This window comes from Xanthomonas pisi DSM 18956 (genome assembly GCF_001010415.1).
In the GTDB taxonomy this organism is placed as follows: Bacteria; Pseudomonadota; Gammaproteobacteria; order Xanthomonadales; family Xanthomonadaceae; genus Xanthomonas; species Xanthomonas pisi.
The window spans coordinates 73,923-88,652 of sequence record NZ_JPLE01000024.1; the positions used below are offsets into that span (position 1 = coordinate 73,923).

The 14,730-nt window shown below is 66.3% G+C and carries 13 protein-coding genes; 4 read left to right on the forward strand and 9 right to left on the reverse strand.

Going from position 1 to position 14,730, the window contains the following annotated elements; all coding sequences use genetic code 11:
- Window positions 1-234: 234 nt before the first annotated feature.
- Window positions 235-855 (forward strand): DNA-3-methyladenine glycosylase, encoded by a 621-nt coding sequence (locus Y887_RS07035; RefSeq protein ID WP_046963659.1) that lies wholly within the window; start codon window positions 235-237, stop codon window positions 853-855.
- On the opposite strand, the gene Y887_RS07040 is transcribed toward Y887_RS07035, so the two are convergent.
- Window positions 795-5,189, reverse strand: a complete 4,395-nt coding sequence (locus tag Y887_RS07040; protein ID WP_046963660.1) for a DEAD/DEAH box helicase — start codon at window positions 5,187-5,189, stop codon at window positions 795-797. The two genes, Y887_RS07035 and Y887_RS07040, sit on opposite strands and share 61 nt — an antisense overlap.
- Window positions 5,190-5,398: 209 nt before the next feature.
- On the opposite strand from Y887_RS07040, the gene Y887_RS07045 reads away from it, so the two are divergent.
- Window positions 5,399-6,166: an SDR family oxidoreductase gene (locus Y887_RS07045; protein WP_046963661.1), complete on the forward strand. Its 768-nt coding sequence runs from the start codon at window positions 5,399-5,401 to the stop codon at window positions 6,164-6,166.
- Window positions 6,167-6,260: 94 nt separating this feature from the next.
- Complete coding sequence (locus Y887_RS07050) at window positions 6,261-6,605, forward strand: DUF3301 domain-containing protein (protein ID WP_046963662.1); 345 nt, start codon at window positions 6,261-6,263, stop codon at window positions 6,603-6,605.
- Window positions 6,606-6,811: 206 nt separating this feature from the next.
- Here Y887_RS07050 and Y887_RS07055 read toward each other — a convergent pair whose 3' ends face one another.
- The 8 genes from Y887_RS07055 to Y887_RS07090 all read right to left on the reverse strand — a co-directional run bounded on the left by Y887_RS07055 (window position 6,812) and on the right by Y887_RS07090 (window position 14,082).
- A complete protein-coding gene (locus tag Y887_RS07055) occupies window positions 6,812-7,144 on the reverse strand; it encodes a hypothetical protein (RefSeq protein WP_046963677.1) in 333 nt (110 codons plus the stop codon).
- 32 nt (window positions 7,145-7,176) lie between these two features.
- Entirely contained in the window at window positions 7,177-7,617 is a 441-nt protein-coding gene (locus Y887_RS07060; protein WP_046963663.1) for a ClpXP protease specificity-enhancing factor, read from the reverse strand.
- Window positions 7,618-7,695: 78 nt separating this feature from the next.
- On the reverse strand, window positions 7,696-8,331 hold the full coding sequence (locus tag Y887_RS07065; protein WP_039407816.1) for a glutathione S-transferase N-terminal domain-containing protein: 636 nt from the start codon (window positions 8,329-8,331) through the stop codon (window positions 7,696-7,698).
- A gap of 733 nt (window positions 8,332-9,064) precedes the next feature.
- Window positions 9,065-9,823, reverse strand: coding sequence for a cytochrome c1 (locus Y887_RS07070; protein WP_046963664.1), 759 nt, complete (start codon window positions 9,821-9,823; stop codon window positions 9,065-9,067).
- The gene (locus Y887_RS07075) at window positions 9,816-11,075 is read right to left on the reverse strand and encodes a cytochrome b (RefSeq protein WP_046963665.1); all 1,260 of its coding nucleotides are present in this window, start codon (window positions 11,073-11,075) and stop codon (window positions 9,816-9,818) included. Before Y887_RS07075 ends, Y887_RS07070 begins: the two co-directional genes overlap by 8 nt.
- Entirely contained in the window at window positions 11,075-11,719 is a 645-nt protein-coding gene (gene petA, locus Y887_RS07080) for a ubiquinol-cytochrome c reductase iron-sulfur subunit (protein ID WP_046963666.1), read from the reverse strand. The genes Y887_RS07075 and petA overlap by 1 nt, the downstream gene beginning before the upstream one ends.
- Window positions 11,720-12,086: 367 nt before the next feature.
- Entirely contained in the window at window positions 12,087-13,067 is a 981-nt protein-coding gene (locus tag Y887_RS07085; protein WP_046963667.1) for a lytic transglycosylase domain-containing protein, read from the reverse strand.
- Window positions 13,068-13,116: 49 nt separating this feature from the next.
- On the reverse strand, window positions 13,117-14,082 hold the full coding sequence (locus Y887_RS07090; protein WP_046963668.1) for a helix-turn-helix transcriptional regulator: 966 nt from the start codon (window positions 14,080-14,082) through the stop codon (window positions 13,117-13,119).
- 109 nt (window positions 14,083-14,191) lie between these two features.
- Between Y887_RS07090 and Y887_RS07095 the strand changes: the two genes are divergently transcribed.
- A partial coding sequence (locus Y887_RS07095; protein ID WP_046963669.1) for a glutathione S-transferase family protein occupies window positions 14,192-14,730 on the forward strand: 539 nt, incomplete at its 3' end.

Consider the following 14,730-nt stretch of genomic DNA (forward strand, 5'->3'; position numbering starts at 1 on the left):
GTGCCGATCGCACGATGCGGACTCGTCTAACCAATCGTTAATAGCTATCGGCGACGGCAAAAAACGCTTGAGATACCCGCAGTGGTACAGCGCCTATTCAGGCGATTGGATATTGTGTTTTGTGACAGGTCCGGCGCTCCGGACCTGGCGGATTCAGAAAAACCCTACCCCTGATGGACGGGCTGTCCGGGACAGTCCGCAGAGACATCACGACCATGCAGTTAGGCTGATGCGATGTCGCCCACGCCACTGCCCCGCGCGTTTTACGCCCACGATGCGCGCCAGGTTGCGCCGCGCCTGCTCAACAAGGTGCTGGTCAGTGCCGATGGCCGCCGCGGCCGCATTACCGAGGTCGAGGCCTATTGCGGCGGCGAAGATCCGGCCGCCCATTCGTTCCGCGGCATTACCCCGCGCAACCAGGTGATGTTCGGCGCACCCGGACATCTCTATGTGTATTTCATCTATGGCATGCACTGGGCGATCAATGCGGTCTGCGGGGGCGCGCCTGGGCATGCCGTCCTGATCCGCGCGCTGCAGCCGTTGGCCGGGATGGAGGCGATGCAGGCTGCGCGCGGCACTGCACCGGCCAAGGCGCTGACCACCGGCCCCGGCCGCCTGGCGCAGGCGTTCGGCGTCACTGCGGCCGACAACGGGCTGGACCTGACCACTGCCGGCGCACGTCTGTGGATCGAGCACGACGGCACCGCGCCGCCGGCGGTTCCGCTCGCGACGCCGCGCATCGGTATCCGCAAGGCCGTCGACCAGCCATGGCGCTGGGTGGTGCCCGACAGCGCCTATTTGTCGCGTCCGCTCCCGCGCATGACCGGCACGCGGGCAGCGCTGGCGGGCGACTGAGCCAGCCACTGCTGCATCGGCGTCAGCTCGGCCGCGCCCGGCCCGCGTTGCAAGACGCGCAATGCCTGCTCGGCCTGTTCGGCGGTGAGCGCCTGCAACGGCTGGAAACGATCGGCCGCCCATACCGCCATCGGCAGGCCATCGAGCGATGCGACGCGATTGCCCGGCACACGTGCCACGCGCTCGCCGGGCAGGATGCTGCCCAACAGATTGCTCGGGTCGCTTGCGCTCACGCACACCCAGCGCTGCTGCGGAACCTGTGCGCGCACGCGACGCAAGGCCGCGATCGCATCCGGCAACGCGAATTGCTCGCCAGACAGGCCGGCGATGAAGCGGCCGCCACGGATTTCGCCGCGCGCTTCCAGACGTTGATACATGCGCAGCAGTTCGCGCCAGGGCGGCAACCATGCCGCCTCGCGTTCGAGCAGGCGCCAGCACACCACGCCGTAGCGGCGCAGCAGCGTGCGCGCGACGTGTTCGAGCATCTCCTGATGCCGCTCGCCGGCTTCGGCCTGCGGCAGCTCGGCCAGCGCGCGCACCGGCGCCCATCGCCCGGCATCGCGGATGCCCAGGGCACCGCTGCGACGCCGCTGACGCGAGAGCGCCGACGGCCGCTTGGACGCCGGTACCAGCAGCGCACGCAGTCCGGCATAACTGTCGCAATGCGCACGGCCACGCATCACCAGTTCGCTCAAGGCATCTTCCAGTTCGGTGCTCATCAGGTGTGCGGCATCGGCGATTTCGTCGAAGAACAACGCGCCCTGCTGCTGCAGCACCTCCACCACGCGCTGCGCGCGCGACCCCAGCGGCGCGTCGTCTGCTGCGCGTGCCAGCCCGCTCCAGCGCTGCGCCTCGCGGCGTGGCAACAGCACGATGGGAGTCGCCCGCAGCGCGGCGCCGCTGCGCCCGCCGCCGGGGCGCAGGCGCGCCCACGTGGTACGTCCGGCGGTGCACAGTTCGTCCAGCCACGCGGGTTGATAGTCGCGCACACGCGCCGGCAGCACGTCGCTTTCCCACAGCACGGCCGGCGCTTCGAAGCCTTCCAGTTGCCCGACAACGCCAGCTAACGCATCCGGTCCGGCAACCCGGCTATCGCTGTCCAGATGCTGCCACTCGAACAGGAAGCGCGCGTAATCGCGCTGCGACACCGGCTCGATCTCGCGCCGCAGCCGCCCCAGCGTGTAGCGATGGATGCGCGCCAGCAGATGGCGTTCGCACCACTGTTCCGACTGCGCATCCGCGCTGAACTGGCCGGCCATGACATAGCCCTCGCGCTGCAAGGCCAGCAACGCCAGCGCGATGTCGTCCTTGGGCAAGCGCAATGCGGCGGCCAATGCCGGCAGCTGCGCGGGGCCAATCGCCGACAGGCGCCCGCGCAACAGCTCGCGCACGGCCCAGTCGCGCTCCCAGTCGGCCACGCGGCAATCGTCCGGTGCCTGCAACGGCGGCTGCGCCGATGCGTGCGGATACAGGCGCATGAACCAATCGATGCGCTCGGCGCTGATCCATAGCGCCGGCGCGTCCTGCATGAGCAGGCAGCTGGCACGGCCATCGGCGGCAAGCACGCGCAACCACGCCTGCCACTGCGCATCTGCCGCCTCGGCGACCGGCAGCACGCCCAGCCCGACCAGGGCCTCGTGCATCTCTTCGGCATCGCGGGGCTGCGGCCAGGCTTCCTCGCGCACCGACGCGATGGCCAATGGGTCCAGCCGCCCAAGATCGTCGCTGCTCTGTGGGCTGTAGCGACGGCTCTGCACGGCCTGGGTGCGGCGCTCTTCCAGCGGCGCGTCGTCCAGGAATGCGTACGGACGCGCATTCAAGGCTTCCGCCGCCAGCGGAGAGGGCGATGCCAGATCGCGCGCCACCAGGGTGATGGCACCCGACTCCAGCCCACGCAACACCTGCAACCAGCCTTCGCTGTCCATCGCCTGGTGCAGGCAATCGTCCAGCGTCTGCGTGACCAATGGATGGTCCGGCACCTCGCGCTCGCCGACCAGGTTCTCCGCACAGGCCACCTGATCCGGAAACACGGTCGCCAACAGGTCTTCGGATTTCATCCGCTGCAACTGCGGGGCGACCTTGTTGCCGCCGGTGAAACGCGGCAACGCCATCGCATTGGTGGCGTTCCAGCGCCAGCGCACGCCGAACAATGGCGCATCCAGCAGCGCCTGGATCAACACATGCTCGGCCGAGGACGAATGCAGATAGCGGCCCACCTCTTCCAGCGCAAAACTGTGGCTGGTCGACAGCGACAACACGATCGCATCCTCGGTCGCTGCGGCCTGCAATTCGAAATTGAAGGTGCGGCAGAAGCGCTTGCGCAATGCCAGTCCCCAGGCACGATTGATGCGGCTGCCGTAGGGCGAGTGGATCACCAGTTGCGTGCCGCCGCTGGCATCGAAAAACCGTTCCATCACCAGACACTGCTGCGTGGGCATGGCCCCCAACGCCGTGCAGGCATGCGCCAGATAGTCCACCAATTGCTGCGCCGCTTCTGTGGAACAGCCCAGTGCGCCACATAGCCAATCGCGTGCCGCCCGATGCGGTGCGTCGTCGAGTCGGGCAGCAATCTCGCAGCGCAGGCGCGACACCGCCGCCGACAATTCGTCGCTGCGGCCAGGCGCTTCGCCCAACCAGAACGGGATATTCGGCGGGGCGCCTTTGGCATCTTCCACGCGCACGCGCCCGGCCTCCACGCGCAGGATGCGGTAGCTGGCATTGCCGAGCTGGAACACGTCGCCGGTGAGACTTTCGACCGCAAAATCTTCGTTCACCGTGCCGATCTTTTCGGCCTGCGGCTCCAGCACCACGCTGTAATCGCCGGTTTCGGGAATGGTGCCGCCAGAGGTCAGCGCCGTCATGCGCGCACCGCGGCGTGCATGCAGCCGCCGATGCACCGCGTCGCGATGCAGATACCCTGCACGCGGGCCGAGCCGGGTGCTGAAGCCCTCGCACAGCATGCGCACCACGCTGTCGAAGCTGGCACGACTCAGCCGAGCGAAGGGCCACGCCCGCCGCATCAACGCGAACAGCGCATCCTCGTCCCAGTCTTCGCATGCCGCCTCGGCCACGATCTGCTGGGCAAGCACATCCACTGGCGCCACTGGAATGCGCAGCGTATCCAGTTCGCCACGCCGGATGCCGTCCAGCAATGCCGCGCATTCGACCAGCTCGTCGCGGGTCTGCGGAAACAGCCGCGCCTTGGGCGTGCCGCCGACGTTGTGACCGGAGCGGCCGGCGCGCTGCAGGAAGGTGGCGATCGAGCGCGGCGACCCGAGCTGGCACACCAGATCCACATCACCGATATCCAGGCCCAGCTCCAGCGAGGCGGTCGCCACCAGCACGGTGAGTTCGCCCGCCTTGAGACGTTGCTCGGCCAGCAGACGCGTCTCACGCGACAGGCTTCCGTGATGGGCGGCAACGCGCTGCTTGCCCAACAGATCGCCCAGATGCCGCGCCGCACGCTCGGCCATGCGCCGCGTATTGACGAACACCAGCGTGGTGCGATGCTGCCGAGCGAGTGCGGCCACGTCGGCATAGACCTGCAGCCATTGGTCGTTGGACATCACCACGCTCAGCGGCGTGGGCGGCAACGCCAACGCCAGATCGCGCTCACGCGTGTAGCCGATATCGACGATCTCGCAGGGCGGCGGCACGCCGTCTTCGTCAACGCCAACCAGAAAGTGCGCGACGGTTTCGATGGGTTTCTGGGTTGCCGACAAACCGACCCGCGTGATCGGCTGGTCGGCAAGCCGCTGCAGCCGCTCCAACGTCAGGCTCAGATGGCTGCCACGCTTGTCCGCCGCCACCGCATGGATTTCATCGACGATGACCGTGCGCACATGCCGCAACGCGCTGCGCCCGGATGCCGAGCCCAGCAGCACGTACAACGACTCCGGCGTGGTCACCAGGACATGCGGCGGCACCCGCCGCGCCTGAGCCCGCTGGCGTTGCGGCGTGTCGCCGGTGCGTACCGCCGTGCGCACTGCCACATCCGGCAGGCCTTCGGCGGCCAGGGCCGCGCGGATGCCCTGCAGCGGGGCCTCCAGATTGAGATGGATGTCGTTGGACAGGGCCTTCAGCGGCGACACATACACCACGCGCGTCTGGTCGGGCAGCGCCCCGCCCTTGTCCAGCCCGTCGCGGATCAGCGCATCGATCGCCGCAAGGAACGCGGTGAGCGTCTTGCCCGACCCGGTGGGCGCCGCCACCAGCGTATGCCGGCCGGCCTGGATCGCCGGCCACGCAGCCACCTGCGCCGGCGTGGGCGCAGCGAAGGTCTGCGCGAACCACGCAGCGACCACGGGATGGAAATGCTGCAGAACAGGATGCATGGGCGATGTCAGTCGCGAATGGCCAGCCTCGACGACCAGCCGGATGAGGTCAATGAAGCAACGATATCTGTGAGGTGGCGCCGTTGTGGCACCGATGCAAGCCGCCATCTGCAAGGCTGGTGAATGGATTCACCGGCGTTCACGGCAATCGCAGGCGGACTCCCTACCCTGCATCACTGCCCAGGCAACCCGAACAAGGTGGAAGCATCATGAAGGCGAGCGGCAATACCATTCTGGTCACGGGCGGCGGCTCGGGGATCGGGCGGGCGCTGGCACAGCGCTGGCACGCTGCGGGCAATCGCGTGATCGTTGTTGGACGGCGCCGTGCCGCACTGGACGCCACCGCAACCGATCATGCCGGCATGCAGGTGCGCGAGCTGGACATCGCCGATCCCCATGCCGTTGCGGCCTTCGTGCGCGATCTGCTCGACGCGTTCCCCGATCTCAATGTGCTGGTCAACAACGCAGGCGCCTATGCAGGCGAGGATCCGCGCCGCAAGCGCGACCTGGCAGATGCCGAACGCATGATCGTCACCAACGTCCTTGGCCCCATCCGGTTGACCGACGCATTGATCGAGCATCTGCGCACGCAACCGGATGCGGCCATCCTCAACGTGTCCTCCGGGACGGCCTTCGTGCCCTATCCGGCCGCACCCACCTACAGCGCCAGCAAGGCGGCCCTGCATTCCTACACCGCCGCGCTGCGGCCGCTGCTGCAGGGACAGGTCGAGGTGATCGAGATCGTACCGCCGCAGGTCCAGACAGAGCTGACGCCCGGCCAGTCGCAGGACCCGAACTCCATGCCGCTGGACGCATTCGCCGATGAAGTCCTGGCGCTGCTGCATCCCGACCCTGAAAGCGCGCACTCGCCTGCCGAAGTCTGCGTCAGCCGGGTTCGCCCCTTCCGCGATGCCGAGCGTCACGGCCAGTTCGAAGCGACGCTGGCGATGATGGTCGCGCACCTGTCAGCAGACTGAAACCCGCGCTCCGAAGCATGCACACAGCACGCACATCGAGGCCACAAACGGCCATGCGATTGTCGGGCAGGCGCCACCGTGGCACATTGGCGGCATGCCCAGCCTCATCCTCTTCATGATTGCCGGTGCCGCGCTGTTCGCGTTCTGGAACTCCTCGCGTGCCGCAGCCGAACGTGCCGAGATCCTCGGCCGCAATGCCTGCCGTGCGGCCGATGTGCAGTGGCTGGACCAGAGCGTGCACTCCACCAATCTGCGCGTCTGCAGACTGCCCACTGGATGGCTCGGCTTCGAGCGCACGTTCCGCTTCGAGTATTCCTACGATGGCGCCGATCGCCACAGCGGCAAGCTGGTCCTGCGTGGCGATCAGTTGATCGCGTTCACCGGGCCGCAGGTGGCCACCGTGCGGGCGCTGCATCCGGATCAGCAGCGACTGGAATGACGGGGCGTGCCGGGCAACGCGTGTCGCGCTCACGTCCTGAGGCCTGTGCCCGACAGCGATCACGTGACAGCAGGAACCGAACGCGCACCGGTCGCCGATCGGCCGGGCCCCGACACGCAGCCCCACTCAGCGTGGAGTGTGGCCGTATGAGGTCGGCGCCGGTGACGGACGCGATGCGCTTGGCAGGCACTCCATATCGCACCAGCTCACCGCTCCAGCGCGGAATCCAAGGGCACCGGCTCATAGCCATTGCCCCTGCCACTCAGCCAGCGTATTTCCAGCTTGCCCTCCCGACGCAGATACGCCTGTGCGAGTGCGCATAGCGGACGAGCAAGATCGGCAGGTTGCAACGGTCGCGACTTGCCGGCCACCTCGATAGTGAGAAAATGCACTTCAGCAGGCGTGTCGGTGTAGCTGCGCGCAACAAGGGACGTCGCAGCATCGATGAAGCGATAGATGTCGTATTCGTAATAGTACTCGTACATGCCGGACGCATCCGGCTCGCCGCAATCGACATGACGAACGCGCTCCACCTGCATCGGAACGCCTTCGTCGTGCATGTCGGCAACGCCTACTTGACCACGCGCAGATGCGGGCGCTTGCCCCCGCTGGGCGGCTCGTCCGGCGTCGGCGCGCTCGGCGGCGATGCGCCCGGATCAGGTGGCTCGCTACTGGTGCCCGGGATGTCATCCGGCAAGGCCATGCCCTGCCCGGTTTCACGCGCGTACACCGCCAGCACGGCGGCCATCGGCACCATCACCGGATAGCTGACACCGCCGAAGCGCGCCGTAAAACTCACGCTCTCGTTGTCGACCTGCAGCCCGACCACGGCGCGCTCGGCGATGTTCAACACAACGCGGCCGTCCTTGACGGCACTGGCCGGCACTTGCACGCCGGGCAGTCCTGCATCCACCAAAACGTGCGGCGTCATGCCGTTGTCGTTGATCCATTCGACCAAGGCCCGTAACAGATACGGGCGATGGCTGGTCATGCGGGGGAAATCTTCGCTCATGACGTCATTTTACCCGGACATGGCCCGCAACGGCGGCGACGCGATCGTAAGTCGGTCTGTTGGCATACAGCCGTCACATCAGCCCGGCAAATCACGCAGCTTCTTTTCCTGCTCGGTGAGGCTGCGAATGAAACCGGGATTGCGGAAGATCCGGTTGCCGTAGTCCTCGATCGCCTTGCCATCCTTGGGCAGGCCGATCTCCAGTGCATCCAGTCGCCAGATGATCGGCGCCATCGCGCAATCGGCCAGACTCATTTCCGGATTGAGGAAGAACTTGCTGGCCTTGAACAGCGGCACCGAGGCAGTGAGCAGTTCTTTCAGGCGCTTGCGGCCGGCCTCGGCCTGGGTCTTGTTGCCGAGCTGGATCGCCTGCACCTGCGGCACCCAGTCGTGTTCGATACGCAGCATCGCAAGGCGAAGGCGCGCGCGCGATAGCGGGTCGACCGGCATCAGCGGCGGATGCGGGTAGCGCTCGTCCAGATACTCGCTGACCACCGATGCGGCGTACAGCACCAGATCGCGCTCGACCAGGGTCGGCACCGAATGATAGGGATTGAGATCGATCAGATCTTCGGGAGGATTTTGCGGGTCGACCGGCACCAGGTCGTAGGTCACCCCTTTCGCCGCCAGGACCAGACGGACCCGGTGGCACAACACGTCGTCGTTGGACGAAAACAAAGTCAAGGTATTCCGCATACGCACACTCGTCGCCATTCAAGGCTCTCCGACGACCGGAATCCGCCGGCCGCATCGGCGCGGCCGGCCCAACGCCGACCGTCACCACGGTCCTTCGAGTGTGCAATCACGTCACGCAAAAGCCAAGAGTGATAGGCCTTATTAGTGCACAGGTAACCGATGGCGTTGCGGAGTTGTCAGTCAGGGCCGGCGATTTGCGCACGTTTGGCGGGGCTATCGCGTCGCGGCAACACACCCAGGATGTGGCCGACGGCCGGGGCGCAGCATCGCAGTCGATGCGCCCCAAGATGCCACCCGCACAGCCCACGCCAGCTGCTGGACATGGCCGCGGTGGCCAACGCGGTATCTGCGCAACGGCTGAGCTGGATGGCCTGGCGTGACCACTGCCCGAGGTCGCCGCGGCAGTTACGCACGGTGCGTGGTGGATGCCGCTGCTGGTGCCGGGGTCTGATTTCGCCGCAGGGAGCGGGTTTACGTGCGTGGGTCGCCTGCACTGCGCGTTGCTCCCGCGCAGAAACGCATGTCTCGACGATGTCGGCGCGATCGAGCAGGCAACGATTGGTCGGTCATACATGCATGGCGTGCATGCCCACCCTCACCCCAAGCCCTCTCCCGGGGGGAGAGGGCTTGAGCATGCAAGTCGATGTATTCGCCTGGTATGCGCTGCCTCGCACCTGCGCTTGCTGCCCGCGCTTGCCAGGTGCGGAATGCGCGCGCTCGGTGCATGCATTGATCGGAGATCACGTCCCGATCAATGCACATCCTTCCAGTATTCCTTCTTCAGCAAGTACGCCATGAAGGTAAGGAACACCAGGAACAGGATCACCCACACGCCCATGCTCTGCCGCTTCAATGCAGCCGGTTCGCCGGCGTACTCGAGGAAGTTGGCGATATCGCGCACGGTCTGGTCGAACTCCACCGGCGTCTGTCGTCCCGGCTGCCCAAGCTTCAGTGCCTCCACCGGTTTGTCGCCGGTGGCCTTGTCGGCCGGGCCGAATTGCGCCTGCTGCAGACCTTGCAGTTCCCATAGCGGATTGGGCATGGACGCGTTCGGGAACAACTGGTTGTTCCAGCCCAGCGGGCGGGTCTGATCCAGATAGAACGACTTGAGGTAGGTGTAAACCCAGTCGGTACCGCGGACGCGCGCGATCAAGGTCAGATCCGGGGGCGCCTTGCCGAACCATTTGGTCGCCGCATCGTGCGGCATGGTGCCTTCGATATGCTCGCCGATCTTGGCCCCGGTGAAGTTGAGGTTGGCCATGACCTCGGCTTCGCTCAGTCCCAGATCGCTGGCCATGCGCGAATAGCGCAGGTACTTCAACGAGTGGCAGCCGGAGCAGTAGTTCATGAACAACTGCGCGCCGCGTTGCAGCGATGCGCGGTCGCCCAGATCGTTGCCGGCCTGCTGCACCTTTCCGCCTTCGGCCGCCATTGCGCCAAGGGCCAGCGTCAGGCCGCAGAGTACTGCCGCCACGCGCGACTTCCATGACATCACGATGCGCTTAGTCATGGGTCGTCACCCGCTCCGGCACCGGCTTGGTCTTGTCCAGCCGCGTCCACACCGGCATGGTGATGAAGAAGGCGAAGTACAGGAAGGTCAGCACGCGTCCCACATAGGTTTCGTGCGCATCGGTGCCCGGCCCGGAGCCGATCACACCCAGCCACACGAAGCACACCACCAGCACGCCCAGCGCCACCTTCGAGATCCAGCCGCGATAGCGCACCGAACGCACCTTGGCACGATCCAGCCACGGCACCAGGAACAGGATGGCGATTGCCGAGAACATCACCAGCACGCCGCCCAGCTTGTTGGGCACCACGCGCAACATTGCGTAGTACGGGGTGTAGTACCAGACCGGCTTGATGTGCTCGGGCGTGACCAGCCGATTGGCCTCGGTGAAGTTGTCGTGCTCCAGGAACAGGCCGCCGAATGCGGGGGCGAAGAAGATGATGAAGGCGGCGATCAGCAGCAAAAAGCCGACACCGACCAGATCCTTCACCGTGTAGTACGGATGGAACGGAATGCCGTCGGCGGGCTTGTGCGCATCCCAGCGATTGCCCTTGGGCCCCTTCTTGATCTCCACGCCGTCGGGATTGTTGGAGCCCACCTCGTGCAGCGCGCCGATGTGCAGCACGATCAGCAGCAACAGCACCAGTGGCAGTGCGATCACGTGCAGCGCGAAGAAGCGGTTGAGCGTGGCATCGCCGGGCAGGTAGTCGCCCATGATCCACTCGGTCAGCCCGTTGCCGATCACCGGAATGGCGCCGAACAAGGAGATGATGACCTTCGCGCCCCAGAACGACATCTGGCCCCACGGCAGCACGTAGCCCATGAAGGCTTCCGCCATCAGCACCAGGTAGATCAGCATGCCCAGGATCCACACCAGCTCGCGCGGTTTCTGGTAACTGCCGTACATCAGCCCGCGGAACATGTGCAGATACACCACGATGAAGAACAGCGAGGCGCCGGTGCTGTGCATGTAGCGGATCAGCCAGCCCCACTCCACGTCGCGCATGATGTATTCGACCGAAGCGAACGCGTCGGCGGCGCTGGTCTTGTAGTGCATCGTCAGGAAGATGCCGGTGACGATCTGATTCACCAGCACCACGATGGCCAGCGAGCCGAAGTAGTACCAGAGGTTGAAGTTCTTCGGTGCGTAGTACTCGCTGATGTGCTTGCGGTAGGTGGGCATCAGCCCGGGTGCGCGTTCATTGACCCAATCGAACACGCCGTTGGCGGTACGAACCAGAATATTGCTCATCAGGCAGCCCCCGTGCTTTTGGCCGACGTACCGGCACCATCCGGATCGACGCCGATCACCAGCGTGTTGTCGTCCACATAGTGATGCGGGGGCACCAGCAGATTGATCGGTGCGGGCACACCGTCGAAGACGCGGCCGGACATGTCGAAGCGCGATTTATGGCACGGACAGAAGTAGCCGCCCTTCCACTGCGGGTCGTAGGGCTCGGGCCGGATTTCGGCCACCATTTCCGGCGAGCACCCCAGATGCGTGCACAGTCCGACCAGCACCGAGATGTCGGACTTGATCGAACGGTACTCGGGGTTCTTCAGCACGTATTCGGGCTGCTGGTCCTTGTTCTCGGACTTGGGGTCCTTGAGCCGGTCGTCCAGCGACGGCAATGCGTCGAGCATCGCCTTGGAGCGTTTGACGATCCAGATCGGCTGACCGCGCCATTCCAGAACCAGCCGTTGCCCTTCCTGCAAGGCGCTGATGTCGGCGGTCACCGGTGCGCCGGCCAACTTGGCGCGTGCACTGGGATTCCACGACTTCACGAACGGAACTGCAACAAATCCTGCTCCGACCGCACCGACCACGGCCGTCGTCGCGGTCAAAAACCGGCGACGCCCGATATCAGCAGGTGCGTTAACCCCATCGTTGGCCATCCGGCTCTCCGATCTTGATTAGGTAGCGTGAGGCTGCCAACGGCTGGCGGGGGGTCCAGCCGCGATGAATCGACCGCAGTGTAGCGGAACGCTTAATGCACAGACAATGCAATGTACGCAGTCGGGCATGTGCGATGCAATGGCCGATGTGTGCGCGCCTCGGATGCTGCAGGCCAGGCGCGATGCCTTGTGCGGTGGCTGTGACGCAGTACGCGCGCGCAGCGCATTCGTTCGAGGGCGGGATGACGCAGCGGCGGCATCGCAACGCAGGTGCAGCATTGGCGACTACGCGAACGACTTGGCCTCATCGGGGTGACCACCACAGCGCCGCATGCTGCATCTGCAAGCACCGGGACCAACCCGCTGCTCAGTTGGCAGTTGTGCTCTGACCGCGATAACGGCCGGCCAGCAGGCCGACGCGTTGCACGTAGCGCTGGGTCTCGCTGTAGGGCGGTACGCCGCCATAACGATCCACGGCACCCTCGCCGGCGTTGTAGCCAGCGGCCGCTAGCGTGAGATCGCCATTGAAGCGCTTCAGCAACCACGACAGATATTGCACACCGCCGCGAATATTTTGCGATGCGTCATAAGCATCGCTGACGCCGAAGCGGCGCGCAGTGCCCGGCATCAACTGCATCAACCCCTGCGCACCGGCGCGGCTGAGCGCCAGCGGGTTATACGCCGACTCGGCATGGATGATGGCGCGCACGATCGCCTCTTCGACCCCGAACTCGCGCGCCGCCGATGCGATCTCCTGCTGATAGGCCGCGGTGTTGAGCCGGATTGCGCCGAAGTTGACGCCCGGCTTGGCGCCGCAGGCGTAACAGGTCTCGATGAAGCTGTAGTGGATGGTGCGCAGCCCTTCGATGCTGGCCACCTGGCGCGGACGTGCGCTGGTGTAGTGGCGCACGCCGTCCTTCATATAAGAGTAGACCTGTCCGCTCACCACGCGGCGCGGGTTGACCGCAGCGGCCGGCGCAGCGGCGGGCATGATCGATGTCGCACGCTCTGCCACCGGCAGCGTAGGCGCAGCCACAGCCGTCCCGGCAGCGCGGCGTGGTGGCGGGCTGATGATGGTGGCGGGCGCACCGCTGTCGATCGAAGCGACGGACCGGGCCGACGCATTGGACACTGCCGCGGCAGGAGGCATTGGCGCAGCTGGCAGACGGCGGACCGAGCGATCGGGGGTGTAGCTGCTGATGACACTGCAGGCCGCACCGCTCTGGCGCTTGCTCAGGTAGCTGGTGATGCCGTCGCCGCTGACGCACTTGTACAGCGTGCCGGCGCTGGCCGGCGCAGCCGACAACGCGACAAACAACAGCCCCAGCAATCTTGACATCCCCTTCATGCGGCGGAGTGTCCCAGCTTGCCCCGGGCTTGCCAAGAGGCAGCAGCGCTCAGGCCGACGGCCGGTGCAGTCGCGTCCGCAAGGCGTCCAGCGCATCGAGCAGAGGTTGCCGCATGGCGGCCGGCGCGATCGCCTCGAATGGCAGCTCAAGCAATAGCAGATTGGCGGCAAGCGCCGGCATGGTCGGCGCGCCCAGCCCCAGCCAGCAGTGGCCAGCCCCGTCTGCCTCCAGCGCGCCCAGCCAGGGTGGAACCTGCGCGGCAAGCATCTCCAGCGTGCCGGGCAGCCGCACCCGCGCCCGACACGGAAACGGCGCTTCGCCGATGGCCTTGCGCAGCAGTTGAAGCGGATCTTCCGGCAGCGCCCGGGCATCGAACCTGGCGCCGGTGGGCACCGCCAGATCGATACGGTCGGCGCGCAGCGTGCGCCAGTCCTGGCGTTCGCAATCCCAGGCCAGCAGGTACCAGCGCCGGCCGTAGTTGACCAGCAGCGCCGGCTCGACGCAGCGGGTGATGGCCGCGCCGGAGTGGCGCCGATAGTCCAGCCGCAGCGTGGTGCGGTCGCGGCAGGCGCCGGCAAGCTGGGTCAGCAGGGCCGCATCCACCCGCGTTCCCGGCTCGGCAATCGGCATGCTTGCCATGGCCGCATGCGCCGCGCTGGCGCGTTGACCGCTCCGCCGCGGCAGCAGCGGGTCCAGTTTTGCCAGCACGCGGGCGGCGGCGGCATCCATGCCGGCGATGGCCGGCGCCGCCGCGCGCAGGGCGATCGCCACGGTCAGCGCCTCTTCCTCCTCGAACAGCAGCGGCAAGGCCGCCGCGCCCTGCCCGAGGCGGTAACCGCCGCCGGATCCCGGCGCCGCATGCACCGGGTAGCCGAGCTCGCGCAACCGCTCGACATCGCGCCGCAGGCTGCGCGGGTGCACCTCCAGGCGCTCGGCAAGCGCAGCGCCCGGCCAGCTGCGCCCACCTTGCAGCAAGGAAAGCAGTCGCAGCAGACGGGCAGCGGTCGAAGCCATGGCCAGACGATATTGCGGACAGAAACTGTCCGCAATAGCTCCGTAGGATCGTCATACCAGCAATGCCATTGCACCCGCCCCATCACCCCCTGATCCCAAGGAGCCAGCCATGTCCGACGACCGCCATATCACCCTGTTCCACAATCCCCGCTCGCGTTCGCGCGGTGTCCTGGTGCTACTGGAGGAACTGCGCGCCAGCTACAGCCTGCAGGTCATCGATCTGGAAAAGGAGCAGCAGCTTGCGCCGGAGTTCCTTGCGATCAACCCGATGGGCAAGATTCCGACGATCGTGCACGGCGACAGCGTGGTGACCGAACAGGGCGCCATCTACCAGTATCTGGCCGAGCTGTACCCGGAAGCCGGCCTGTCGCCCGCGCCGGGCGACGCCGACCGCGGCGCCTACCTGCGCTGGCTGGCCTTTTACGGCGCGGCGTTCGAGCCGGCGATCGTCGACCTTGCACTCAAGCGCACGCCCCCGCCGCGCTCGCTCTCGCCCTATGCAGACTGCGACACCGTACTGAACGTGGTCTACGCACAGCTGGCGCAGGGCGACTATCTGCTGGGCACGCGCTGCAGCGCAGCCGACGTGCTATGGGGCGGCGCCTTGGCATGGATGGTGCAATTCGGCCTGATCGACCCGCCCGCCCC

Bases quoted from the DNA above. Each gene is read 5' to 3' on its own strand.
- Y887_RS07035 (WP_046963659.1), top strand. From the start codon at position 235: ATGTCGCCCACGCCACTGCCCCGCGCGTTTTACGCCCACGATGCGCGC.
- Y887_RS07040 (WP_046963660.1), bottom strand. From the start codon at position 5,189: ATGCATCCTGTTCTGCAGCATTTCCATCCCGTGGTCGCTGCGTGGTTC.
- Y887_RS07045 (WP_046963661.1), top strand. From the start codon at position 5,399: ATGAAGGCGAGCGGCAATACCATTCTGGTCACGGGCGGCGGCTCGGGG.
- Y887_RS07050 (WP_046963662.1), top strand. From the start codon at position 6,261: ATGCCCAGCCTCATCCTCTTCATGATTGCCGGTGCCGCGCTGTTCGCG.
- Y887_RS07055 (WP_046963677.1), bottom strand. From the start codon at position 7,144: ATGCAGGTGGAGCGCGTTCGTCATGTCGATTGCGGCGAGCCGGATGCG.
- Y887_RS07060 (WP_046963663.1), bottom strand. From the start codon at position 7,617: ATGAGCGAAGATTTCCCCCGCATGACCAGCCATCGCCCGTATCTGTTA.
- Y887_RS07065 (WP_039407816.1), bottom strand. From the start codon at position 8,331: ATGGCGACGAGTGTGCGTATGCGGAATACCTTGACTTTGTTTTCGTCC.
- Y887_RS07070 (WP_046963664.1), bottom strand. From the start codon at position 9,823: ATGACTAAGCGCATCGTGATGTCATGGAAGTCGCGCGTGGCGGCAGTA.
- Y887_RS07075 (WP_046963665.1), bottom strand. From the start codon at position 11,075: ATGAGCAATATTCTGGTTCGTACCGCCAACGGCGTGTTCGATTGGGTC.
- petA (WP_046963666.1), bottom strand. From the start codon at position 11,719: ATGGCCAACGATGGGGTTAACGCACCTGCTGATATCGGGCGTCGCCGG.
- Y887_RS07085 (WP_046963667.1), bottom strand. From the start codon at position 13,067: ATGAAGGGGATGTCAAGATTGCTGGGGCTGTTGTTTGTCGCGTTGTCG.
- Y887_RS07090 (WP_046963668.1), bottom strand. From the start codon at position 14,082: ATGGCTTCGACCGCTGCCCGTCTGCTGCGACTGCTTTCCTTGCTGCAA.